This window comes from Cupriavidus sp. FW305-46, assembly GCF_058787075.1.
The window spans coordinates 1-22,110 of record NZ_JBYSZI010000004.1 but is presented as its reverse complement, the minus strand read 5'-3'; the positions used below and the strand labels follow the sequence as shown (position 1 = coordinate 22,110).

20 protein-coding genes and 2 pseudogenes are annotated in these 22,110 nt (G+C 67.1%); 13 read left to right on the top strand and 9 right to left on the bottom strand.

The window, feature by feature from the left end; translation table 11 throughout:
• The first annotated feature begins 25 nt into the window (after positions 1–25).
• The gene (locus AC3WON_RS02840; protein WP_492351098.1) at positions 26–646 is read left to right on the top strand and encodes a DUF2239 family protein; all 621 of its coding nucleotides are present in this window, start codon (positions 26–28) and stop codon (positions 644–646) included.
• An 18-nt stretch (positions 647–664) separates the two neighbouring features.
• On the opposite strand, the gene AC3WON_RS02835 is transcribed toward AC3WON_RS02840, so the two are convergent.
• Together AC3WON_RS02835 and AC3WON_RS02830 are read right to left on the bottom strand one after the other, a co-directional pair.
• On the bottom strand, positions 665–1,066 hold the full coding sequence (locus AC3WON_RS02835) for a hypothetical protein (RefSeq protein WP_010809543.1): 402 nt from the start codon (positions 1,064–1,066) through the stop codon (positions 665–667).
• A gap of 112 nt (positions 1,067–1,178) precedes the next feature.
• Complete coding sequence (locus AC3WON_RS02830; protein ID WP_492351097.1) at positions 1,179–1,370, bottom strand: hypothetical protein; 192 nt, start codon at positions 1,368–1,370, stop codon at positions 1,179–1,181.
• Between the two features lie 202 nt (positions 1,371–1,572).
• Between AC3WON_RS02830 and AC3WON_RS02825 the strand changes: the two genes are divergently transcribed.
• The 6 genes from AC3WON_RS02825 (at position 1,573) to AC3WON_RS02800 (ending at position 7,272) form a co-directional block, all read left to right on the top strand.
• Positions 1,573–2,079: a DUF1993 domain-containing protein gene (locus AC3WON_RS02825; RefSeq protein ID WP_492317774.1), complete on the top strand. Its 507-nt coding sequence runs from the start codon at positions 1,573–1,575 to the stop codon at positions 2,077–2,079.
• 493 nt (positions 2,080–2,572) lie between these two features.
• The gene (gene queE, locus AC3WON_RS02820) at positions 2,573–3,208 is read left to right on the top strand and encodes a 7-carboxy-7-deazaguanine synthase (protein ID WP_492317773.1); all 636 of its coding nucleotides are present in this window, start codon (positions 2,573–2,575) and stop codon (positions 3,206–3,208) included.
• Between the two features lie 123 nt (positions 3,209–3,331).
• The gene (locus AC3WON_RS02815; RefSeq protein WP_492351096.1) at positions 3,332–3,808 is read left to right on the top strand and encodes a 6-pyruvoyl trahydropterin synthase family protein; all 477 of its coding nucleotides are present in this window, start codon (positions 3,332–3,334) and stop codon (positions 3,806–3,808) included.
• A gap of 9 nt (positions 3,809–3,817) precedes the next feature.
• Positions 3,818–4,420, top strand: coding sequence for a tRNA adenosine(34) deaminase TadA (tadA, locus tag AC3WON_RS02810; RefSeq protein ID WP_492351095.1), 603 nt, complete (start codon positions 3,818–3,820; stop codon positions 4,418–4,420).
• The gene (gene ldcA / locus AC3WON_RS02805; protein WP_492317772.1) at positions 4,417–5,376 is read left to right on the top strand and encodes a muramoyltetrapeptide carboxypeptidase; all 960 of its coding nucleotides are present in this window, start codon (positions 4,417–4,419) and stop codon (positions 5,374–5,376) included. The genes tadA and ldcA overlap by 4 nt, the downstream gene beginning before the upstream one ends.
• 273 nt (positions 5,377–5,649) lie before the next feature.
• Entirely contained in the window at positions 5,650–7,272 is a 1,623-nt protein-coding gene (locus AC3WON_RS02800; RefSeq protein WP_010809536.1) for an ABC-F family ATPase, read from the top strand.
• Positions 7,273–7,340: 68 nt separating this feature from the next.
• Here the strand turns inward: AC3WON_RS02800 and AC3WON_RS02795 are convergent, their stop codons facing one another.
• Complete coding sequence (locus AC3WON_RS02795) at positions 7,341–7,949, bottom strand: hypothetical protein (protein ID WP_492351094.1); 609 nt, start codon at positions 7,947–7,949, stop codon at positions 7,341–7,343.
• A gap of 207 nt (positions 7,950–8,156) precedes the next feature.
• Here AC3WON_RS02795 and AC3WON_RS02790 point away from each other — a divergent pair, with 207 nt between their 5' ends.
• From AC3WON_RS02790 to AC3WON_RS02775, 4 genes are all read left to right on the top strand, one after another.
• The gene (locus tag AC3WON_RS02790; protein WP_492317770.1) at positions 8,157–9,590 is read left to right on the top strand and encodes an aldehyde dehydrogenase family protein; all 1,434 of its coding nucleotides are present in this window, start codon (positions 8,157–8,159) and stop codon (positions 9,588–9,590) included.
• Between the two features lie 119 nt (positions 9,591–9,709).
• Complete coding sequence (locus tag AC3WON_RS02785) at positions 9,710–12,172, top strand: penicillin acylase family protein (RefSeq protein WP_492317769.1); 2,463 nt, start codon at positions 9,710–9,712, stop codon at positions 12,170–12,172.
• Positions 12,173–12,293: 121 nt separating this feature from the next.
• Positions 12,294–13,001 (top strand): glutamine amidotransferase, encoded by a 708-nt coding sequence (locus AC3WON_RS02780; RefSeq protein ID WP_492351093.1) that lies wholly within the window; start codon positions 12,294–12,296, stop codon positions 12,999–13,001.
• Positions 12,998–13,717, top strand: a complete 720-nt coding sequence (locus tag AC3WON_RS02775) for an MOSC domain-containing protein (protein ID WP_492351092.1) — start codon at positions 12,998–13,000, stop codon at positions 13,715–13,717. The genes AC3WON_RS02780 and AC3WON_RS02775 overlap by 4 nt, the downstream gene beginning before the upstream one ends.
• An 11-nt stretch (positions 13,718–13,728) precedes the next feature.
• Here AC3WON_RS02775 and AC3WON_RS02770 read toward each other — a convergent pair whose 3' ends face one another.
• The gene (locus AC3WON_RS02770; protein WP_492351091.1) at positions 13,729–13,980 is read right to left on the bottom strand and encodes a DUF1289 domain-containing protein; all 252 of its coding nucleotides are present in this window, start codon (positions 13,978–13,980) and stop codon (positions 13,729–13,731) included.
• Positions 13,981–14,148: 168 nt separating this feature from the next.
• Here AC3WON_RS02770 and AC3WON_RS02765 point away from each other — a divergent pair, with 168 nt between their 5' ends.
• Both AC3WON_RS02765 and AC3WON_RS02760 read left to right on the top strand, forming a co-directional pair.
• Positions 14,149–14,619: a PaaI family thioesterase gene (locus AC3WON_RS02765; RefSeq protein WP_492317765.1), complete on the top strand. Its 471-nt coding sequence runs from the start codon at positions 14,149–14,151 to the stop codon at positions 14,617–14,619.
• Between the two features lie 182 nt (positions 14,620–14,801).
• Positions 14,802–15,011: pseudogene (locus AC3WON_RS02760) on the top strand (cation efflux transmembrane domain-containing protein); the annotation flags it as partial.
• Between the two features lie 154 nt (positions 15,012–15,165).
• Here the strand turns inward: AC3WON_RS02760 and AC3WON_RS02755 are convergent.
• From AC3WON_RS02755 to AC3WON_RS02735, 5 genes and pseudogenes are all read right to left on the bottom strand, one after another.
• Entirely contained in the window at positions 15,166–16,290 is a 1,125-nt protein-coding gene (locus tag AC3WON_RS02755; protein WP_492317764.1) for an asparaginase, read from the bottom strand.
• Positions 16,291–16,517: 227 nt separating this feature from the next.
• Complete coding sequence (locus AC3WON_RS02750; RefSeq protein ID WP_492351090.1) at positions 16,518–17,972, bottom strand: bifunctional 2-methylcitrate dehydratase/aconitate hydratase; 1,455 nt, start codon at positions 17,970–17,972, stop codon at positions 16,518–16,520.
• Positions 17,973–17,998: 26 nt separating this feature from the next.
• Positions 17,999–19,189 (bottom strand): 2-methylaconitate cis-trans isomerase PrpF, encoded by a 1,191-nt coding sequence (gene prpF, locus AC3WON_RS02745; RefSeq protein WP_492317762.1) that lies wholly within the window; start codon positions 19,187–19,189, stop codon positions 17,999–18,001.
• A gap of 60 nt (positions 19,190–19,249) precedes the next feature.
• Complete coding sequence (acnD, locus tag AC3WON_RS02740; protein ID WP_492351089.1) at positions 19,250–21,862, bottom strand: Fe/S-dependent 2-methylisocitrate dehydratase AcnD; 2,613 nt, start codon at positions 21,860–21,862, stop codon at positions 19,250–19,252.
• A gap of 122 nt (positions 21,863–21,984) precedes the next feature.
• Positions 21,985–22,110, bottom strand: a pseudogene (locus AC3WON_RS02735) (2-methylcitrate synthase); the annotation flags it as partial.

Below are 22,110 nucleotides of genomic sequence, written 5' to 3'. Positions count from 1 at the left end.
GGAATCGTCTCCCAGGGGCATCCCCATGACCAACGCAACGCTTCACAGCTACACCACCTTCGACGGCCACCGGCGTATCGCCACTGGTTCGCTGCAAGCCAATGCGCTGGCGCTCAAGCGCGCGCTGGAAGCCGGCGCGGGCAGACCCGTGCTGGTTTTCGACGACGGCACCGGGCGCTCGATCGACCTGGATACGAGCGGGACCGAGGCCGCCGTACTTGAGCGGACGGCCGAGCGCGCCGCACAGCTCGAATCCGTGCGGCTGCCAGCCGGCGACAACGATGAAGCGGCGGACGTGGCCGAGCCCCGGGGCCGCGGGCGCCCGAAGCTTGGCGTGGTGTCGCGCGAGGTGACGCTGCTGCCGCGCCATTGGCAATGGCTGGCCGCCCAGCCAGGCGGGGCATCGGTGGCCCTGCGCAAGCTGGTCGAGCAGGCGCGCCGGGACCACGCGGACAAGGACCGCAGCCGCCGCGCCAGCGAACGGGCCTACCACTTCATGGTGGCGATGGCGGGGGATTTGCCCGGTTTCGAGGAAGCCACGCGGGCCTTGTTCGCGGGCGATGTGGCGGGCTTTGCGCAGCGGCTCGAGGCATGGCCGGTGGATATCCGCGAGCACGCGATGAGCCTTGCGGACAGCAACGCTTGAACGGCTCCGCGGGCCTGGTCAGATGCCGCCCAGCAGGTCATGCGCATCCACGATCGCATAGGCGATCTCGGGATGCTCTTCCATGCTGCGGCGGATGGCGGCTGGGATCGACTGGCGGATCTTGCGGCACAGGCCGGGCTGCTCCTGCACCTGGATGCTGATGCCGCGCACCGTGCGCACGCCGCGCGCGCTGGGGGTGATGGTCAGCACGATGCCCAGCTGGGTCTGCATCAGGCTTTCCATGCGCTGCAATTCAGCCAGGCTGGTCAGGCGCTCAAGCCGTTCGACCAGCCGCTTTTCTTCGGCCCGGGTGAGCCGCAGCACGCGCAGGTCGGCGTTGGGGTCACTCAGCAAGGCTTCGCGCCCGCAGATACAGGCGCCGGGCGGGCATTCCGTGCGAAGAGGGAACGGCGCGTTCATGTGGGGCGCGGCCACAAGGCCGCAAGATAGCGGGGACGATGACCGGATATGTTAATTCAGGTTGCCGGTCGCCGGTTGCCCGCTGCGGGCACGCCATCTTTCCCGCAGCACCTCAGGTCTGCGGCCGCGGCACCTGGCCTGGCCGCGCCCTGCCGTCCCACACCTGTTCGCCATTGTGCGCGGACATGGTTCCGTCCAGCTGCTCGATATGGGCCGACGCGAGGGTGAGCCGCCGGCCATGCGCGCGGCCCTGGCGGTGCGGCCGCTGTTGCCCGCGGTCGGCCTGGAAATCTGGGCGACCCATTCCAGCCTGCGCCGCTGCCATTGGCGGGGCGCCGCTTCCTGGCCTCGGTTGGCAAGGTGCTGCGCGACATCCGGCCGCCTGCCGCGTGCGCGCAGGGGTAGTCCGGCAGCAAATGCCGATCCGGTCTATGCTCGCGGCAGCGGCGTGGCCCGACGGCCCCCGACAACAGGAATTTCCAACCTAGGCCTGCACAGGAGACCCCATGGCACTCTCGATGTACGAAGTCTCGATTCCCTTGTTCATCCGCGCGCTCGGCAACCTCGCCGCGATCCTGGACAAGGGCGCGGCCCACGCCCAGGCGCAGGGCATGGACCCGGCTGACCTGATCCAGACCCGCCTGATCGCCGACATGGATGCGCTGTCGGCACAGGTGCAGCGCGCCAGCGACGCCTCCAAGGGCTGCGCCGCGCGGCTGGCAGGCATCGAGGTGCCTTCGTTCGCCGATACCGAAACCACCTTTGCCGAACTGCAGGACCGCATCGCCCGCACCATCGGGTTCCTGGAGCAGATCACGCCTGAACAGTTGGAAGGCAGCGAGCAGCGCGAGATCGAGCTGAAGCTGCGCCAGGGGCCGATGACATTCGACGGCAAGTCCTACCTGCTGGGCTTTGCCTTGCCCAACTTCTATTTCCACGTGACCACCGCCTATGACATCCTGCGCCACAAGGGCGTGCAGATCGGCAAGCGCGACTACCTGGGGCTGAAGTAAGAAGCCGAGCGGGGCCAGTAGGAAAAAGCCGGGCGCGGATCCCGGCTTTTTCATTGTCGAACAGCCGCTTGGGCGGCCGCCGCCGGTCAGCGCGGTCAGCACCGGGGCGCCGATGGCGGCCCTTTGCAGCAAAACCGGGTGATCTGTAGAAGATATTTGCCGCGCGCCTGGCCGGCGGCCGGGACCGCATCCCGCCAGCCTCTAAGCGAAAACCCTGACCCCTCTGGTATACTTGCATTACGTCCGGACCGGCCGGACGCAGCCTGCGACAGGCCACAGGCGGTTCCTCCGGCAGTGCCCGGAGCCCTGCACGGAAAACCCGGTGCACACCGCCCGCGCTGCCAGCCATGGGGCGCCGATCCGGGAGCCCGAGCCCAGATCCGTGATACTTGTTATCCGGCCTTTGCCCAATACCTGTTGAAACCCCGGCCAGCCCAAGGGCGGCCGAATGCCCGTTAACGGTCGAAAAACGGTCCCAGAGAGACCCCCACGCATGACTTACGCCGTCAAGGAAATCTTCTATACGCTGCAGGGCGAAGGCGCCAACGCCGGCCGCGCCGCGGTGTTCTGCCGCTTTGCCGGCTGCAACCTGTGGAGCGGCCGCGAAGACGACCGCGCCAGCGCGGTGTGCCAGTTCTGCGATACGGATTTCGTCGGCACCGATGGCACGCGCGGCGGCAAGTACCGCACGGCCGAGGAGCTGGCCGCGGTGGTCGCGTCGGAATGGCCGCAGGGCGGCGGCGGCCAGCCGCTGGTGGTCTGTACCGGGGGCGAGCCGCTGCTGCAGCTCGACGCGCCGCTGATCGACGCGCTGCATGCGCAGGGCTTCGAGATCGCGATCGAAACCAACGGCACCATCGCCGTGCCGCCGGGCATCGACTGGGTCTGCGTCAGCCCCAAGATGGGCTCGGAACTGGTGGTCACGCGTGGTGACGAGCTCAAAGTCGTGATCCCGCAGGAGGGCCAGGACTTTGCCGCATACGAGCAGCTTGATTTCCGCCATTTCCTGGTGCAGGCCATGGATGGCCCGCTGGCGAGGGAAAATACCGCCGCCGCGGTGGCGTTCTGCCAGCGTCACCCGCGCTGGCGGCTGTCGCTGCAGACCCACAAGCTGCTGGGCATCCGCTGAGCGGCGCGGCATCCACGGTATCGACAGGTCGCCCAACGGGCGGCAAAACGTACACAATACAGGCTTCGGACGCGCGCGCAGTGTCCGTTCCAACGCAGGCGGCCGGCACCGGCGCCGGTACACATGAGCAAACAAGTTTCCATTACCCGCCGGCTGGAGTTCGACTCCGGCCACCGCATCCCGAACCACTGCGGCCAGTGCCGCAATATTCACGGCCACCGCTACCGGCTGGACCTGACGCTGTCGGGGGAGGTCCTGCACCGCGAGGGCGCGTCGGATGACGGCATGATCCTGGACTTCGGCGACATCAAGGCGCTCGCCAACGAGCACCTGGTCAACAAGTGGGACCATGCCTTCCTGATCTATCGTGGCGATACCGCGCTGCTGAACTTCCTGCAATCGATGGAAGGGCACAAGACCGTGGTGCTGGACGCGATCCCGACGGTCGAGAACCTGGCCCAGGTTGCCTTCGACATCCTGGCGCCGGTGTTCAAGGACTGCTTCGGCCACCACCTGCGGCTGACCAGGCTGGTGCTGTTCGAAACGCCCAACTGCTGGGCGGAAGTGAGCGCGCCCGCGGTGCTGCCGGCGCAGGACTGAGCGGGGACGATGCCAGAGACGCCACCGCTGCCGTTGCGCGCGCTGCGCGCCCTGCCTGAAGACCCGGCCGAGGCTGCCGAGCGTGATGCGCGCTACATGCGCGCCGCGCTGGAAGAAGCCCGCCTGGCCGAAGCCGCCGGCGAGGTGCCGGTGGGCGCGGTGGTGGTCTGGAACGACACCATCATCGCGCGCGGCCACAACCTGCCGATCCGCTCGGTGGACCCGTCCGCCCATGCCGAGATGCGGGCACTGCGCGCCGCCGCCCAGGTGATCGGCAACTACCGCATGCCTGAGTGCGAGCTGTACGTGACGCTGGAACCGTGCGTCATGTGCAGCGGCGCGATCCTGCACGCGCGGCTGCGCCACGTGGTGTTCGGTGCAGCCGACCCCAAGACCGGCGCCGCCGGCAGCGTGCTCAACCTGTTCGAGCAGGCGCAGCTCAACCACCAGACCACCATTGCCGGCGGGGTGCTGGCCGACACCTGCGGCCAGATGCTGAAGGATTTCTTCGGCGCGCGCCGCCGGGCGCAGAAAGCCGCGCAGAAGGCGGCACAGCAGGACGCCGCCGCGCCTGTCACCGATCCCGACAAGAACAACGACACCGAAGCATGAGTACGCCGAACAGCAGGCCGCCGCATACCGAAGTCCGACTGATCGCCTCGTCCGGGTATCCGCACGACGTCGCCATCGCCGCACGCGGCTGTGCCTGGCTCAAGCATCATGGCTACCACATGACCAACCCCGACGTGCTGGCGCGGCGCTACCTGCGCTTTGGCGGCACGGATGCGGAGCGGCTGGCCGACCTGCACGCCATCGGCACCGGCGCGCCGCACGAGCTGACGCTGGCGGTGCGCGGCGGCTATGGCATCGCGCGGCTGCTGGCGCAAGTCGACTTTGCCCGCATCGCCGCGCAGGCCAGCGCCAGCGGCACGCCCATCGTCGGCCACAGCGACTTCACCGCGTTCCAGCTGGCCTACCTGGCGGCGACGGGTGCCGTCACCTTTGCGGGGCCGATGCTGCTGGCGGATTTTGGTGCCGAGGTGGTGGATCCCTTCATGTGGGAGCATTTTGAAGGCATCCTGCGCAACCCGGCGTACAGCGTCGATGTCGCGGCGCCGCAGTCGGGCGGCCAACCGTTCTCAGGCAGCGTGGAAGGCACGCTCTGGGGCGGCAACCTGGCCATGCTGTGCAGCCTGCTGGGCACGCCTTTCATGCCGCAGGTGGAGGGCGGGGTGCTGTTCCTGGAAGACATCAACGAGCCGCCGTACCGGGTGGAGCGCATGCTGATCCAGCTGCAGCAGGCCGGCGTGCTGGGCGCGCAGCGCGCCATCGTGCTGGGCGATTTCTCCAATTACCGCGTCACCGACTACGACAACGGCTACGACATGGACGCAGTGGTGGCCTACCTGGGCGACCAACTGCCGGTGCCGGTGCTGACCGGGCTGCCGTTCGGCCACTGCGCGCGCAAGCTGACGCTGCCGGTCGGCGCCCAGGTGCGGCTGGCCGCACGTGCGGATGGCTTCAACATGGCGTTTTCCGGCTATCCGGTGCTGGCGCCACTGGCCTGACCGGCCGCAGCGTCCGATGCCGCGCATCCGGGTGCAAGGAATGCGTCCGGATGATAGAATGTGCGGTTATTTCCTGACTTCCTGCCGGGTTCTCGCATGAACCGGGCGCGGCCCGTGCCGCATCGCCAGCCATGGCCGCCGGATGACTCCGGGCCAGCGCGATGCATCTCCGGCAAGGCCCGTCCCTGAGCGGCATGGGGTGCGCCTCGTGCGCAAAACCGGCAAGCCGCGGCCAGCGCCGCGGCGCCACAATCTCCAGACAAGGTTCAAGACGTGCTTTCTACCGCAAACATCACCATGCAGTTCGGCCCCAAGCCGTTGTTCGAGAATATCTCGGTCAAATTCGGCGAGGGCAACCGCTACGGCCTGATCGGCGCGAACGGTTGCGGCAAGTCCACCTTCATGAAGATCCTGGGCGGCGACCTGGAACCGTCGTCGGGCAACGTCATGCTGGAGCCGGGCGTGCGCCTGGGCAAGCTGCGCCAGGACCAGTTCGCCTATGAAGACATGCGCGTGCTGGACGTGGTGATGATGGGCCACACCGAGATGTGGGCCGCCGCGCAGGAGCGCGACGCCATCTACGCCAACCCCGAAGCGACCGACGAAGACTACATGAAGGCCGCCGAGCTGGAGGCCAAGTACGCCGAATACGACGGCTACACCGCCGAGGCCCGCGCCGGCGAGCTGCTGCTGGGCGTGGGCATCCCCACCAGCCAGCACCAGGGCACGATGAGCGACGTCGCCCCCGGCTGGAAGCTGCGCGTGCTGCTGGCGCAGGCACTGTTCTCGAACCCGGACGTGCTGCTGCTGGACGAACCGACCAACAACCTGGACATCAACACGATCCGCTGGCTGGAGACCGTGCTCAACGAGCGCAACTCCACCATGATCATCATCTCCCACGATCGCCACTTCCTGAACTCGGTCTGCACCCACATGGCCGACATGGACTATGGCACGCTCAAGGTCTATCCGGGCAACTACGACGACTACATGGAAGCGTCGATGCAGGCCCGCGAGCGCCAGGTCGCCGCCAACGCGCGCGCCAAGGAGCGCATCAGCGAGCTGCAGGACTTCGTGCGCCGCTTCTCGGCCAACAAGTCCAAGGCCCGCCAGGCCACCTCGCGCGCCAAGCAGATCGAGAAAATCAAGGTCGACGACATCAAGCCGTCGTCGCGCCAGAACCCGTTCATCCGCTTCGAGTTCGAGAAGAAGCTGCACAACCTGGCCGTGGAAGTGGAGAACATCACCAAGACCTACGACCGCAAGATCATCGACGGCCTGTCGCTGGCGATCCAGGCCGGCGAGCGCGTGGCGATCATCGGCGAAAACGGCGCGGGCAAGACCACGCTGCTGCGCAGCCTGCTCAACGGCGCGGTGCAGACCGGCGTGCAGCGCGGCGTGGAAGTGGACCGCGGCACGGTCAAGTGGGCCGAGAACGCCAACGTCGGCTACATGCCGCAGGATACCTACGAGGAATTCCCGGACAATCGCGACGTGATGGACTGGATGAGCCAGTGGACGCAGGCCGGCGACGACGAGACCTCGCTGCGCGGCACGCTGGGCCGCCTGCTGTTCTCGGCCGACGACATCCGGAAGTCGGTCAAGGTGCTGTCCGGCGGCGAGAAGGGCCGCATGATCTGGGGCAAGTTGATGCTGGGCCGCCATAACGTGCTGGCCATGGACGAGCCGACCAACCACATGGACATGGAGTCGATCGAATCCCTGCAGATCGCGCTGGACAAGTTCACGGGCACGCTGATCTTCGTTTCGCACGACCGCGAGCTGATCAGCGGGCTGGCGACGCGCGTGATCGAAGTGCGCACCGACGGCACGCTGACGGACTACCTGGGTACGTATGACGAGTACCTGCAGTCGCAGGGTATCGACGGCTGAGCGTCGGGACGTTGACGATGAGAGAAGGCCGCCTCGGGGCGGCCTTTTTTCATTGGTGCGCCGCAATCTCAGCCGGCGGCGATGCGATCTGTGATCTGGTCGAGCTGGCTCGTGATGGCACGCGCGGTGATGTCGCCCTTGGCCTTGAGCAGCGCCGCATGCAGCGGTTCGCGCAGCGCCAGCAGGCCGGCCAGGTCGGTGGCCCTTTCGACCTTCACCTGCAGCATGTAGCCGCGCAGGCCCAGATGCTGGCCGATCACGTCGGTATAGAAGTAATACAGGCTCTCGAAGGCCGCGATGTCGGCGGGCGTGTGGGCCGCGGTATCGGCCGGTTGCGGCGTCTCCGGCACCTCGGGGGCGGGTGCGTGCCGCATTGCATACACGGAGAACATATTGGTGTCGGCGGCAGGCGGGACCCGCGCCGGGGCCTGTGCCGCTGCCATCACAGCGGGCGGCCGTGCCGGCTCCGGGACGGCTTCGACCAGCCCTTGTGCCACCAGTGTGTCCATGGCCTCGGGGGCCACCCCCATGCCGGCCACCTGCGCCAGCAATTCCTGCCCGCGGCGCTCGCCGTTGACCATCAGCAGCAGCGCGCGCAGCTTGTGGTCAAGCTTGCGTGCACGCGTCCGGATCTCGTCCTGTCCCGCATCCGTCTTGCGGTAGATCGGATCGACCATGTCTCACCCCTTGTTATGTCCGGCCGCCTTTGGCTAGAGTCCCTGTCAGGTGGTGCGGCCGATTATCGCCACCTTCTTGCCCGGAGCGGTAGGCGCGGCTTTCCGCGGCGCAAAAACATAGTCCCGAATCCGCTCTACAATGTGCGTGCACCATAAAAGTAACAAAAAAATTGCAATCGCCAATTCACCAAACCGAGAACTGTGGCCATGCAACAACGAGACAAACTCTTTATTAACGGCAAGTGGGTCGCTCCCCACGGCAACGGCACGATCGACGTCATCCATTCCGCCACCGAGGCGGTGATGGGCACCATCCCCGAAGGCTCGGCGCGCGACGCCGAGGATGCCATCCAGGCGGCCCGCGCGGCCTTCGACAGCTGGTCGGCCACGCCGCCGGCGGTGCGTGCCGGCTATATCGCCAAGATCGCCGAAGGCCTGAAGGCGCGCAGCGAAGAGCTGGCCCAGCTGATCGCCGGCGAAGTCGGCATGCCGATCAAGCTGGCGCGCGCGATCCAGGTGGGCGGGCCGGTCTACAACTGGGGCCAGGCCGCCAAGCTGCTGGACGGTTTCCGCTTCGAGGAAGAGGTCGGCAACTCCCTGGTGGTGCGCGAGCCCGTGGGCGTGGTGGGTGCCATCACCCCGTGGAACTACCCGCTCAACCAGATCACACTGAAAGTGGCGCCGGCCCTGGCCGCCGGCTGCACCGTGGTGCTCAAGCCCTCCGAGGTGGCGCCGCTCAATGCCTTCGTGCTGGCCGAGGTGATCGAGGCCGCCGGCCTGCCGCCGGGCGTGTTCAACCTCGTGACCGGCTATGGCCCGGTGGTGGGCGAGGTGCTGGCCAGCCATCCGGAAGTCGACATGGTGTCGTTCACGGGTTCGACCCGAGCCGGCAAGCGCGTGTCGGAACTGGCCTCGCAGACCGTCAAGCGCGTGGCGCTGGAGCTGGGCGGCAAGTCCGCTTCGGTGATCCTGGACGACGCCGACCTGCCGTCGGCGGTAAAGGGCACTATCAATGCCTGCTTCCTGAATTCCGGCCAGACCTGTTCGGCGCATACCCGCATGCTGGTGCCGCGGGCCCGTTACGATGAAGTGAAGGCGATCGCGCAGAAGGTGGTCGAGGGCTTTACCGTGGGCGATCCGCTGCAAGAAACCAGCAAGCTGGGACCGCTGATCTCCGCGGTGCAGAAGGACCGCGTGACCGGCTATATCCGCCGGGGCCTGGACGAGGGTGCCGAGCTGGTGGCTGGCGGTCCCGATACCCCGGAAGGGCTGGACAAGGGCTTCTTCGTCAAACCGACCGTGCTCGGCAACGTGGAGCCGCGCGCCACCGTGGCGCAGGAAGAGATCTTCGGGCCGGTGCTGTCGATCATCTGCTATGACACCGAGGAAGACGCGGTGCGCATCGCCAATGACAGCATCTATGGCCTGGGCGGCGGGGTCTGGTCCGGTGATGAGGCACGCGCGATCCGCGTGGCGCGCCGCATCCGCACCGGCCAGGTCGATATCAACGGCGGCCCGTTCAATATGCAGGCGCCGTTTGGCGGCTACAAGCAGTCCGGCAACGGACGAGAAGCGGGCAAGTACGGCCTGGAGGAATTCCTGGAGTACAAGTCGCTGCAGCTGAAGAAGCCGGCGGCCTGATGCGGCGCTGAGCGGCGCTGATGCAATATGGGAAATGCCCGGCTGGCCCGGGCATTTTTTCGTGCGGATAATGTGCGGAAAACACGCACAACATAACGAAAGTCATTGGGGGAGCAACGATGCGCTGGTTTGGTCGGCTGACCAGGTTTGTAGCGGGGCTGCTGGTGCTGGCGGTGGCCGGCGCTGCCGCGGCCCTGGTCTGGTATCGCCATGCGGCGCAGCCGCCTGCTTCCGGCCAGGAAGCGCTGGCGGGTTTGCGCGGCCAGGTCACGGTCGTGCGCGACGGCCATGGCGTGCCGCATATCCGCGCCGCCAGCAAGGCGGACGCCTGGTTCGCGCTGGGCTACGTCCATGCACAGGACCGGCTGTGGCAGATGCAGATGAACAAGCGCGTCGTTGCAGGTCGGCTTGCGGAGATCCTGGGACCGTCCGCGCTCGATACCGACAAGTTCCTGCGCACGCTGGGCGTGCGGCGTAATGCCGAGGCCATCCTGGCGCAGGCCTCGCCCGAGACCCGTGCCGCGCTGCAGGCCTATGCCGACGGCGTCAATGCCTGGATCGACCATCGCAAAGGCCCGTTGCCACCTGAATTCCTGCTGTTGCGCGCGCAGCCCGAGCGCTGGGAGCCGGCCGACACGCTGGGCTGGCAGACCATGATGGCCTGGGACCTGGGCGGCAACTGGACCCAGGAAACCCTGCGCATGCGGCTGGCGCAAGTGCTGCCTGTGGCCCGCATCAGCGAGTTGCTGGCGCCGTATCCGGGCGAGCAGCCGGTGCGCACCATGGATTACGGCCATCTGTACCGGCAACTGGCGCCGCTGGCGAGTGCCATGGCCAGCGTCGGCGACAAGGCGCCGCCGGGATATGTCGAGGGCATGGGCTCGAACAACTGGGTGGTGTCGGGCGCGCATACGCAATCGGGCAAGCCGATGCTGGCCAATGACCCGCACCTCGGGCTGCAGGCGCCCGCGCTGTGGTATTTCGCCAGGATGACAGCGCCCGGCCTGGACGTGGCCGGCGCCACGCTGCCCGGCATGCCGCTGGTGGTACTGGGGCACAACGACCGCATCGCCTGGGGCCTGACCAATACCGCGCCCGACGTGCAGGACCTGTATATCGAACGGCTGCGCCCCGGCAACGACACCCAGTACCAGACCCCGGACGGCTGGGCCGCATTCGAGACCCGCACCGAGACCATCCGCGTCAAGGGCGCCCCGGACGTGGTGCTGAAGGTCCGCGCCACGCGCCACGGCCCGGTGATTTCCGATTTGTCCGAGCCGCTTTCGGCTGCCGCGGGACCGCTTGGCGCACAGTATGTGGTGGCCTTCCAGTGGACCGCGCTGCGCCCGGACGACCGCACCTTCCAGGCGGGGCTGCGCATGAACGAGGCGCGCGACTGGGCCGGCTTCACCGCGGCGCTGCGCGACTTCCATTCGCCGCAGCAGAACATTGTCTATGCCGATGTCGACGGCAATATCGGCTTCTATGCGCCCGGACGCGTGCCGCTGCGCCGGGCCGACAACGACCTCAAGGGGCTGGCGCCGGCGCCCGGCTGGGATGCGCGCTACGACTGGACCGGCTTTATCCCGTTCGAGGCATTGCCGCACCGCTACAACCCGGCCGACGGCGTGATCGTGACGGCCAACCAGCGCATCGTCGCACCGGACTACCCGTACTTCATCACCAGCGAATGGACCGTGCCGTATCGCTTTGACCGGATCAAGGCGCTGCTGGCGGCCACGCCCAGGCACAGCTTCGACAGCTTTGCGGCAATCCAGAAAGACGTGGTCTCGCTGGCCGTGCGTGATGCCTTGCCGCTGCTGCTGGCCGCGCCCGTCAGCCGCGATGCGGGGCGGCCCGAGCGCGAACGCGCCTTGCTGGGAGCGCTGCGCAAGTGGGACGGAAACATGGACCCGGCGCGCGCCGAGCCGCTGGTGGTCACCGCGTGGCTGCGCGAGCTGTCGCGGCGGCTGTTCGAGGAGAAGGCGGGCGAGGCGATCTTTGTCCGCCTGTGGGACCAGCGTAACGTGCAGCAGCCCATGCTCAACATCCTGCGCGATCCGCGCACGCTGGGCGCGTTCTGGTGCGACCGGCAGCATACGCGCGCGGCCGAGACCTGCGACGACGCCATCGCAGACGCCTGGACCCGGGCCATGGCGGACCTGTCGCGCCGCTACGGCGACGACGCCGCCCGCTGGCGCTGGGGCGAGGCGCACACGGCCCGCTCCGAGCACAAGCCCTTCGGCAAGGTGGCGTACCTGTCGCCGCTGTTCAACCTGCGCGTGCCGACCGGCGGCGATACCTATACGGTCAATGTCGGTCGGCACAACCTGCGCGACGACAAGGCGCCGTTCGAGAACACCCACGCGGCCAGCGTGCGTGCGCTCTATGACCTGGCGGACCTGGAGGCGTCGCGGTTCATGGACTCCACCGGGCAGTCAGGCAACGCGCTGTTGCCGCGCTACCGCGACTGGTCCGGCAAATGGGCCGCGGTCGAGTACGTGACGATCCCGCGCGTGCCATCGCTGCCGCAGCAGGATGCGCCAGATGCGCTGATCCTGGTGCCGGTTGCGACAAAATAGCGCAGGTTACGACATGCCGTGCTGAGAATGCTCGCAAATAGGCGAGATCCTGCCATGGTCTTCGCGGGGCGCAGCAATTGACGCTACCATGGGGACCCCTTTCGACCGGCAGGAGTCCCCGATGGCAACGCGTACCACCCATGTGATCCAGCACGTCGCATTCGAGCATGCGGGCGTGATCGGCAATGCCTTGCGCGCGCGCGGGCACGCGTTGCAGGTGTTCCAGGCCGGTGTCGATGACCTGGCACCCATCGCGGACAATCCGGCCGACCTGCTGCTGATCCTGGGCGGCCCCATCGGTGTCTATGAAACCGATGCCTATCCCTGGCTGGAGGCCGAGATCGCCCTGATCCGCCAACGCCTGGCGGCTGGCGGCAAGATGATCGGGGTTTGCCTGGGCGCGCAGCTGATCGCGCGTGCTGCCGGCGCGCGCGTCTACGCGGGCACGCGCGAGATCGGCTGGGCGCCGATTGCGCCTACGCCAGCGGGGCAGGATTCCGCGCTGGCAGAACTGGCCGCCGCCCACTGGGAGGTGCTGCACTGGCATGGCGATACCTTCGACCTTCCGCCCGGCGCGCAACTGCTGGCATCCACCGCCGCGGTACAGAACCAGGCCTATGCCATCGGCAACCAGGTGCTGGCAATGCAATTCCACCCCGAGGTCATTCCGCGCGATATCGAGGCCTGGCTGATCGGCCATACCGTCGAGCTGGCCAAGGCCGGCATCGATCCGCGCACCATCCGCGCGCGTACTGCGGAAGTCGGTGCCACGGTGGCGGCCGCGGGCGAGCGCATGTTCGCGCGCTGGCTGGAGGAAGCCGGGCTATGAGCCAGCCGGCATCGTCCGTGCGCGCGGTGATCAGCGCCGTATTGACGGGGCAGGCGCGCCCGTTTGGACCCAACGGCGTGCCCAGCGGCATCGCCAAGACCGCGGCTGGCGAGCGGATTCGCGTGACCGCGCTTGGGCTCGAAGGCGACGGGCAGGGCGATCCGCGCCATCACGGTGGTCCGGAAAAGGCGTTGCACCACTACGCCTTCGATCATTACCCGGCGTGGCGCGAGGAACTGGCTGCGCAGGGCGCGCAAGGCAACGGTGTGCTCGACGTTGCGGGCGCCTTCGGCGAAAACCTGAGCACCACCGGGCTGACCGAGGCCGCCGTCTGCATCGGCGACCGCTTCCGTCTGGGCACGGCGCTGGTGGAGGTATCGCAGGCACGCCAGCCGTGCTGGAAGCTCAATCATCGATTCGGCTATGCAGGCATGTCGCGCGCCGTGCAGCAAAGCCTGCGCACCGGCTGGTACTACCGTGTACTGGAGACTGGCGACGTGGCGGCGGGCGATGCGCTGGAACTGGTGGCGCGCCCCTGTCCGCGATGGTCGCTGCAGCGCCTGCTGCAGGTGCTGTATGTCGACCGGCTGGACTATGCCGCGCTCGCGGAAATGTCAGAGCTGGCACCGCTGGCCGAGAACTGGCGCAAGCTTGCGCGGCAGCGCGTGGAACGGCGCGAAATCGAAGATATGGAGCGGCGGCTGGCGGGCGGCTGAGCGCCGCCGCCTCAGCCCTGGCGGAACCGCTTCCCTGTACCTTCGCGCGTAATGCGCTCCCAGACCACCTGCTTTTCCTCTTCGCTGAAGAACACCCAGTTGCTGACCTCGGCCGCGGTGCGGCCGCAGCCCTGGCAGATCTCGTCGAACAGTGTCGAGCAAATGCCGATGCAGGGGCTGTCCGGGCGCTCGGACAGCGTGGAATCCGCGGTGCCGTGGTCCGGTTCGAGGCGGAGCGGGGCGGATTCTGAGGGCGACGGCATGATGGCTGGAGGGATTGGGGTGAAACGGCCAGCCATTATATCGGGTACGAATGACAGGCAGTCGGAATGCCGGGCTGGGCCGGCGAGGATTACGTCTGACGTAATTGAGCAGCGCAGGCCATGCCCTTACGCTGCTGGCAGGACGTAAGCCGTTCACAGGAGCCCAGCATGTCCCAAGCCCTTGCCACCTTGCCCCGCCAACACGATCGCCACGCCGCAGTCGACCCCCGCATGCGCATTATGGTCGACAACGTCCTGATCGGCTCCCCGGTGGCGCGCGCCCTAGGCGTGCGGCTGGCCAGCCTGGCGCCCGATCATGTCGAGCTGGCGATGCCATTCCTGCCGACCAACGTGACCCACGGCAGCATCGTCCATGGCGGCGTCATTGCCACGCTGATCGATATTGCCGGCGCCGCGGCGGCAGCTTCTGGCGCCAGTGCCGACAATGTGAAGGGTGGGGCGACCAGTTCGCTTTCTATCCAGTACCTGGCCCCGGCACAGGGTGCGGCGCTGCGCGCGGTGGCGATGGTGGTGCGGCGTGGGCGCCGGCAGGTGGTCACCGACGTGTCGGTCTATGCAGAAGCGCCGGACGAGGGCGTACTGGTGGCCAAGGCTTTGATGAGCAGTGCCATGTTCTGAATCCGGAGCGGACGCATCGCGCGTCCGTTTTCTCAAATCTATAAAACGCAATTAACCGCCGTATTTTTACCTTCACACCCAAACGCGCCAGTACACTGGCGCGAACTGCTTCCAATGCAAAGGGCGCAGCCTCGTGGAGGAAAGCGATGCAGCATGGGCCTGAAACTGCGCAGCAGGGCGGGATGTCAGCGTCCCCGGCGCCTGCCGCATCCCAGACGCTCCCGGCAAGCCCAGCGCCTTCGGGGTCGCGTATCGCTGTCTACGGTGCGATTGCCGCCAACGTGGCGATCGCTGCGACCAAGTTTGTCGTCGCCGCCGTGACCGGCAGCTCGGCCATGCTGTCCGAGGCCATCCATTCCACCGTCGACACCGGCAATGAGCTGTTGCTGCTGGAACGGGAGGAAGAGGGAAAGGAAGGGGAGACGGCCGGGAAATTGCTGCCGGCCGATGCAGCCGCCGGTTTGCTCCCCTCTCCCGCGCGCGGGAGAGGGGCCGGGGAAGAGGGCAGGAGCGTCTAGCGGCGATACCGCCTGCTCCACGATCTCATCAGTACTTCCAGAAGACCTGCTGCAGCGCCTTGGAGTCGTTGGTCTGCGTCAGCGCCAGCGCCATCAGGATGCGTGCCTTCTGCGGCAGCTGGTCGTCGGTGACGATCCAGTCGTACTTGTCATCCGGCTGCTCTGCATTGCGCACCACCACGCCGCTGCCGGTGCGCGAGGCGCGCACGATCTGCACGCCCTTGGCGCGCGCGGCCTTGAGCGAGTCGACCATGTAGTCGCCGACGCTGCCGTTGCCGGTGGCGGCATAGATGATGGCCTTGGCACCGCTCTTCACCGCGGCGTCGACCGCGGCCGGATTGGCGTTGCCGTAGGCGTAGACCACTGCCACTTCAGGCAGCTTGTCGATCTTGTCGATGTCCCACTGCGTCTGCAGCGTGTGCGGACGCGCCGGCAGGCGGTAGAACAGCGTGCGGCCTTCGACCACGTAGCCCAGCGGGCCGAACGGCGAGCGGAAGGTCTCGGTCTTGAAGGTGTTGCTCTTGGTGACGTCGCGGCCGGTGTGGATCTCGTCGTTCAGCACGGCCAGCGTGCCCTTGCCCTTGGAGGCAGGGTTGGAGGCGACCAGCACGGCGTCGTACAGGTTGAGCGCGCCATCGGCGCCGAGCGCGGTGCCCGGGCGCATCGAGCCCACCACCACCACCGGCTTGTCGCTCTTGAGCGTCAGGTTCAGGAAGTAAGCGGTTTCCTCGATGGTGTCGGTGCCGTGCGTAATGACGATGCCGTCCACGTCCGGCTGCTTGAGCAGTTCCGATACGCGCTTGGCCAGCTTCAGCAGGCGTTCGTTGTTGAAGCTCTCCGAACCGATCTGGAAGATCTGCTCGCCCTTGACGTTGGCGACCTTGGAGATCTCGGGCACCGAGGCGATGATCTTGTCGACCGGCACCACGGCGGACTGGTAGGCCGCGGTGTTGGTCGCCGAGGCGCCGGCGCCGGCAATGGTGCCGCCGGTGCCGATGATGACGATATTGGCCTTGCGGGCTTCGGCCTGGGCCGTGGCGGGTGCGGCGGCAGATTGTGCGGCGGGGGCGAGCTGCGCGTGGGCAGTGCCGGTGATCAGGCTCGCCGACAGCAGGGCAGCGGCCAGCGTGGTGACGCGGGCGAAGTGTTTCATGTTTCTCCTCGGTATCTATACGAACGTGTGGCCCGTACTGGAATCGGCACGACATACCTTATGGGTGGAATGGTGCCGTCCGTGTTCAGTCGGTGGCTGCCGGCAACGGGGCCTGTGGTGCAGGGCCCGTTCAGGCAGCGGCAGTGACTATACGTGAGGAGAATTTGGCGCGGGAGGGGCGCTGCAAGGGTTATGCCGATTCGGCATGAAGGTGCCTGGGCGATAACTCAAATCGCATACATATCGAGGTATTCATTGACCGGGATGGCCTCCAGCCGCGCCTGGTCCAGCGATGCGGCCAGGATGGCCTGCTGCTGTTTAGGCGGGAAGCGGCGGGCGAGGTTGGTGCGGAATTTCTCCACCAGCAGCGGGATGCCCTCGGCGCGGCGGCGCTTGTGGCCGAGCGGGTATTCGACCAGCACCTCGTCCAGCACGGTGCCGTCCGCCAGCGTCACGGTCAGCGCATTGGCGATCGAGCGCTTGGCGGGGTCGTGATAGTCGCGCGTCAGCGCGGGGTCTTCCACGCAGGTGATCTTGCCGCGCAGCGCGTCGATGCGCGGGTCGGCGGCAACCTTGTCTTCGTAGTCAGCGGCGGTCAGGCGGCCGAACAGCAGCGGCACGGCCACCATGTACTGGATGCAGTGGTCGCGATCCGCCGGATTGCTGAGCGGACCCTGCTTGTCGATGATGCGCAGGCAGGCCTCGTGGGTGCGGATGGTGATGGCGGCGATATCCGCCGCGCTGCGCCCCGCGAGCGCCAGCGCGCCGTGCAGCCGCATCGCTGCCTCCACCGCGGTCTGCGCGTGGAATTCAGCCGGGTACGAGATTTTGAACAGGATGTTCTCCATCACGTACGACCCGTACGGCCGCTGGAAGCGGAACGGCTGCCCCTTGAACAGCACGTCGTAGAAGCCCCAGGTCTTTGCCGTCAGCACCGACGGGTAGCCCATCTCGCCGGTGCGGGCGATCAGCGCCAGCCGCACCGCGCGGCTGGTGGCGTCGCCGGCGGCCCAGCTCTTGCGGCTGCCGGCGTTGGGGGCGTGGCGGTAGGTGCGCAGGCTCTGGCCGTCGACCCAGGCCAGCGACACGGCATTGAGGATCTCGTCGCGCGTGAGGCCTAGCATCTGCGCGACCACGGCAGTGGAGGCCACCTTGACCAGCACCACGTGGTCCAGCCCGACCTGGTTGAACGAATTCTCCAGCGCGATGCAGCCCTGGATCTCGTGCGCCTTGATCATCGCCGCCAGCACTGCCTTCATCGTCAGCGGCTTGCGCCCGGCGGCGATGTGGTTGCGCGAGATCCAGTCAGCGGTGGCCAGGATGCCGCCGAGGTTATCCGACGGATGACCCCATTCGGCCGCGAGCCAGGTGTCGTTGAAGTCCAGCCAGCGGATCATCGCGCCGATATTGAACGCGGCCTGGACCGGATCGAGCTGGAACTGGGTGCCCGGCACGCGCGCGCCGTTGGGCACGATCGTGCCCGGAACGATGGGACCCAGCAGCTTGGTGCAGGCCGGGTAGGAGAGGGCCTCGAGCCCGCAACCGAGCGTGTCGATCAGGCAGTTGCGGGCGGTGTCATAGGCGAGGCCGCTCTTGATCTCGTACCGGGTGACATAGTCGACGATGTCGACCAGCACCTGGTCCGGATCGGGGCGTTGCGCGGACGGCGTGTCGGTGGACATGAACGACCTCGCGGGTGCGGCTCAGCTCAGAACGCGTCGCCGGGCACGCGCACCCAGCCTTCCATCAGCACGCGCGCGCTGCGGCTCATGATGGCCTTCCTGACCGCCCATTCGCCATCGACCTGCTGCGCCTCGGCGCCCACGCGCAGCGTGCCGGACGGATGCCCGAAACGCACCGCGTTGCGCTCGCCGCCGCCGGCGGCCAGGTTGACTAGCGTGCCGGGGATGGCGGCGGCGGTGCCGATCGCCACCGCCGCCGTGCCCATCATGGCGTGGTGCAGCTTGCCCATCGACAGCGCGCGCACCAGCAGGTCCACATCGGCCGCGGCCACCTTCTTGCCGCTGGAGGCGACGTAGTCGACCGGCCTGGCGACAAAGGCCACCTTGGGCGTGTGCTGGCGCTTGGCGGCCTCGTCCACGTTCTTGATCAGGCCCATGCGCAGCGCGCCGTAGGCACGGATGGTCTCGAACATCGCCAGCGCCTTGGTGTCGCTGTTGATGGCGTCCTGCAGCTCGGTGCCGGTGTAGCCGATGCTCTCCGCGTTGACGAAGATGGTCGGGATGCCGGCGTTGATCATGGTGGCCTTGAGCGTGCCCACGCCCGGCACTTCCAGGTCGTCGACCACGTTGCCGGTCGGGAACATCGCGCCGCCGGCGCCTTCTTCCTCGGCGGCCGGGTCCATGAACTCAAGCTGCACTTCGGCGGCCGGGAAGGTCACGCCGTCCAGCTCGAAATCGCCGGTTTCCTGCACTTGACCGTTGGTGACGGGCACATGGCCGATGATGGTCTTGCCGATATTGGCCTGCCAGATGCGCACCACGGCAACGCCGTTGTGCGGGATGCGGCTGGCATCGACCAGGCCGGCGCTGATGGCAAAGGGACCGACCGCTGCCGACAGGTTGCCGCAGTTGCCGCTCCAGTCGACAAAGGGCTGGTCGATCGAGACCTGGCCGAACAGATAGTCGACATCGTGGTCGGGCCGCGTGCTCTTGGACAGGATGACGGTCTTGCTGGTGCTGGAGGTGGCGGCACCCATGCCGTCGATCTGCTTGCCATAGGGGTCGGGGCTGCCGATCACGCGCATCAGCAGCGCGTCGCGAGCCGGGCCGGGCACTTGTGCCGTTTCCGGCAAATCCTGCAGGCGGAAGAACACGCCTTTGCTGGTGCCGCCACGGATATAGGTGGCGGGAATCTTGATCTGGGGTACGTGAGCCATGGAAATCTTTGTCCTGGTTGGCCCGGGCGGCATAGATGCCGCCCGGGCCCATGTCACAGCTTATGCAGCCGAACGGGTCGACTCAAGGAAGTCCTGCGCGAAGCGCTGCAGCACGCCGCCGGCCTCGTAGATCGACACTTCCTCGTCGCTGTCGAGGCGGCAGGTCACCGGCACCTCGACGCGCTCGCCGTTCTTGCGGTTCACCACCAGCGTCAGCGTGGCGCGCGGCTGGCGCTCGCCGATCACGTCATAGGTCTCGGTGCCGTCCAGGCCCAGCGTCAGGCGGTTCACGCCCGGCTTGAACTCCAGCGGCAGCACGCCCATGCCGATCAGGTTGGTGCGGTGGATGCGCTCGAAGCCCTCGGCGACGATGACTTCCACGCCGGCCAGGCGCACGCCCTTGGCGGCCCAGTCACGCGACGAGCCCTGGCCATAGTCCGCGCCGGCGATGATGATCAGCGGCTGCTTGCGATCCATGTAGGTCTCGATCGCTTCCCACATGCGCACGACCTTGCCTTCGGGTTCGATGCGCGCCAGCGAACCCTTTTTGACCTGGCCATCGACCACGGCCATTTCATTGATCAGGGTCGGGTTGGCAAAGGTGGCGCGCTGCGCGGTCAGGTGGTCGCCGCGGTGGGTGGCGTACGAGTTGAAGTCCTCTTCCGGCAAGCCCATCCTGGCCAGGTATTCACCCGCGGCGCTGTTGAGCATGATGGCGTTGGACGGCGACAGGTGGTCGGTGGTGATGTTGTCGCCCAGCACCGCCAGCGGACGCAGCGCCTCGAGCATGCGTTCGCCGGCCAGCGCGCCTTCCCAGTAGGGCGGGCGGCGGATGTAGGTGCTCTGCGGGCGCCAGTCGTACAGCGGGCTGACGGACTCGCCGCTGGCCGCGGTAATGGCGAACATCGGCTCGTAGACTTTGCGGAACTGCTCGGGCTTGACGCTCTTCGCCACGATCGCGTCGATTTCTTCGTCGCTCGGCCAGATGTCCTTCAGGTAGACCGGCTTGCCGTCCTGGTCGGTGCCCAGCACGTCCTTTTCGATATCGAAGCGGATGGTGCCAGCGATGGCGTAGGCCACCACCAGCGGCGGCGAGGCCAGGAAGGCCTGCTTGGCGTACGGGTGGATGCGGCCATCGAAGTTGCGGTTGCCGGACAGCACTGCCGTCGCGTACAGGTCGCGGTCGATGATCTCTTGCTGGATGTTCGGGTCCAGCGCTCCGGACATGCCGTTGCAGGTGGTGCAGGCAAAGGCGACGATGCCGAAGCCGAGCTTCTCTAGGTCGGGCAGCAGATTCGCTTCTTCCAGGTACAGCTCGACTGCCTTGGATCCCGGGGCCAGCGACGACTTGACCCACGGCTTGCGCGCCAGGCCGCGCGCATTGGCGTTGCGCGCCAGCAGCGCGGCGGCGATCACGTTGCGCGGGTTGCTGGTGTTGGTGCAGCTGGTGATGGCGGCGATGATGACCGCGCCGTCCGGCATCAGGCCTTCGGCTTCCTGCGCGCGGGCCTTGTCCAGGTCGACGGCGATGCCGCGCTCGGCCAGCGCGGAGGTCGGCAGGCGCTTGTGCGGGTTGGACGGGCCGGCCATGTTGCGCACCACGCTCGACAGGTCGAACTTCAGCACGCGCTCGTACTCGGCGTTCTTCAGCGATTCCGCCCACAGGCCGGCGGTCTTGGCGTACGTCTCGACCAGCTTGAGCTGCTCGTCGGTTCGGCCGGTCAGGCGCAGGTAGTCAATGGTCTGCTCGTCGATGAAGAACATCGCCGCGGTGGCGCCGTATTCCGGCGCCATGTTGGAGATGGTGGCGCGGTCGCCGAGCGTCAGGCTCGAGGCGCCTTCGCCGCGGAACTCCAGGTAGGCGCCGACCACCTTTTCCTTGCGCAGGAACTCGGTCAGTGCCAGCACGATGTCGGTGGCGGTGATGCCGGGCTGGCGCTTGCCGGTCAGCTCCACGCCGATGATGTCCGGCAAGCGCATCCACGAGGCGCGGCCGAGCATCACGTTCTCGGCTTCCAGGCCGCCCACGCCGATTGCGATCACGCCGAGCGCATCCACGTGCGGGGTGTGGCTGTCGGTGCCGACGCAGGTATCGGGGTAGGCCACGCCGTTGTCGGCGTGGATCACCGGGGACATCTTTTCCAGGTTGATCTGGTGCATGATGCCGTTGCCCGGCGGGATCACGTCGACGTTCTTGAACGCCTGCTTGGTCCAGTCGATGAAATGGAAGCGGTCTTCGTTGCGGCGGTCTTCGATGGCGCGGTTCTTGGCGAAGGCATCGGGGTCGAAGCCGCCGCACTCCACTGCCAGCGAGTGATCGACGATCAGCTGCACCGGCACCACCGGATTGACCTTGGCGGGGTCGCCGCCCTGGTCGGCGATGGCGTCGCGCAGGCCGGCCAGGTCCACCAGCGCGGTCTGGCCCAGGATGTCATGGCACACCACGCGCGCCGGGAACCACGGGAAATCGAGGTCGCGCTTGCGCCCGATCAGCTGCTTGAGCGAATCCGCCAGCGTGGCGGGATCGCAGCGGCGCACCAGGTTTTCTGCCAGCACGCGCGACGTGTACGGCAGCTTGTCGTAGGCACCCGGCTGGATTGCCTCGACCGCGGCGCGCGCGTCAAAGTAATCCAGCTTGGTGCCCGGTAGCGGTTTGCGGTTTGCAGAATTCATGGTGTAGGGAAATCAATATAGGTATGAAAAAGGGGTAGTGGTCCCATGTCAGCGACCAACTACCCCCTTGCCCGCAGGCCCGGATCAATGCAACCCGACGCGGAGCAAACCGGCAGCCGGTCTTACTTGCGATCCTTCAGCGGCACGAACTTCAGGTTTTCCGGGCCGGTATAGTTGGCGCTCGGGCGGATGATCTTGTTGTCGATGCGCTGCTCGATAATGTGCGCGGCCCAGCCGGAGGTACGCGC

What these genes read in the sequence shown, in the direction of transcription:
- AC3WON_RS02840 (WP_492351098.1), top strand. Translation starts at nt 26, where the DNA reads ATGACCAACGCAACGCTTCACAGCTACACCACCTTCGACGGCCACCGG.
- AC3WON_RS02835 (WP_010809543.1), bottom strand. Translation starts at nt 1,066, where the DNA reads ATGAACGCGCCGTTCCCTCTTCGCACGGAATGCCCGCCCGGCGCCTGT.
- AC3WON_RS02830 (WP_492351097.1), bottom strand. Translation starts at nt 1,370, where the DNA reads ATGGGTCGCCCAGATTTCCAGGCCGACCGCGGGCAACAGCGGCCGCAC.
- AC3WON_RS02825 (WP_492317774.1), top strand. Translation starts at nt 1,573, where the DNA reads ATGGCACTCTCGATGTACGAAGTCTCGATTCCCTTGTTCATCCGCGCG.
- queE (WP_492317773.1), top strand. Translation starts at nt 2,573, where the DNA reads ATGACTTACGCCGTCAAGGAAATCTTCTATACGCTGCAGGGCGAAGGC.
- AC3WON_RS02815 (WP_492351096.1), top strand. Translation starts at nt 3,332, where the DNA reads ATGAGCAAACAAGTTTCCATTACCCGCCGGCTGGAGTTCGACTCCGGC.
- tadA (WP_492351095.1), top strand. Translation starts at nt 3,818, where the DNA reads ATGCCAGAGACGCCACCGCTGCCGTTGCGCGCGCTGCGCGCCCTGCCT.
- ldcA (WP_492317772.1), top strand. Translation starts at nt 4,417, where the DNA reads ATGAGTACGCCGAACAGCAGGCCGCCGCATACCGAAGTCCGACTGATC.
- AC3WON_RS02795 (WP_492351094.1), bottom strand. Translation starts at nt 7,949, where the DNA reads ATGGTCGATCCGATCTACCGCAAGACGGATGCGGGACAGGACGAGATC.
- AC3WON_RS02790 (WP_492317770.1), top strand. Translation starts at nt 8,157, where the DNA reads ATGCAACAACGAGACAAACTCTTTATTAACGGCAAGTGGGTCGCTCCC.
- AC3WON_RS02785 (WP_492317769.1), top strand. Translation starts at nt 9,710, where the DNA reads ATGCGCTGGTTTGGTCGGCTGACCAGGTTTGTAGCGGGGCTGCTGGTG.
- AC3WON_RS02780 (WP_492351093.1), top strand. Translation starts at nt 12,294, where the DNA reads ATGGCAACGCGTACCACCCATGTGATCCAGCACGTCGCATTCGAGCAT.
- AC3WON_RS02775 (WP_492351092.1), top strand. Translation starts at nt 12,998, where the DNA reads ATGAGCCAGCCGGCATCGTCCGTGCGCGCGGTGATCAGCGCCGTATTG.
- AC3WON_RS02770 (WP_492351091.1), bottom strand. Translation starts at nt 13,980, where the DNA reads ATGCCGTCGCCCTCAGAATCCGCCCCGCTCCGCCTCGAACCGGACCAC.
- AC3WON_RS02765 (WP_492317765.1), top strand. Translation starts at nt 14,149, where the DNA reads ATGTCCCAAGCCCTTGCCACCTTGCCCCGCCAACACGATCGCCACGCC.
- AC3WON_RS02755 (WP_492317764.1), bottom strand. Translation starts at nt 16,290, where the DNA reads ATGAAACACTTCGCCCGCGTCACCACGCTGGCCGCTGCCCTGCTGTCG.
- AC3WON_RS02750 (WP_492351090.1), bottom strand. Translation starts at nt 17,972, where the DNA reads ATGTCCACCGACACGCCGTCCGCGCAACGCCCCGATCCGGACCAGGTG.
- prpF (WP_492317762.1), bottom strand. Translation starts at nt 19,189, where the DNA reads ATGGCTCACGTACCCCAGATCAAGATTCCCGCCACCTATATCCGTGGC.
- acnD (WP_492351089.1), bottom strand. Translation starts at nt 21,862, where the DNA reads ATGAATTCTGCAAACCGCAAACCGCTACCGGGCACCAAGCTGGATTAC.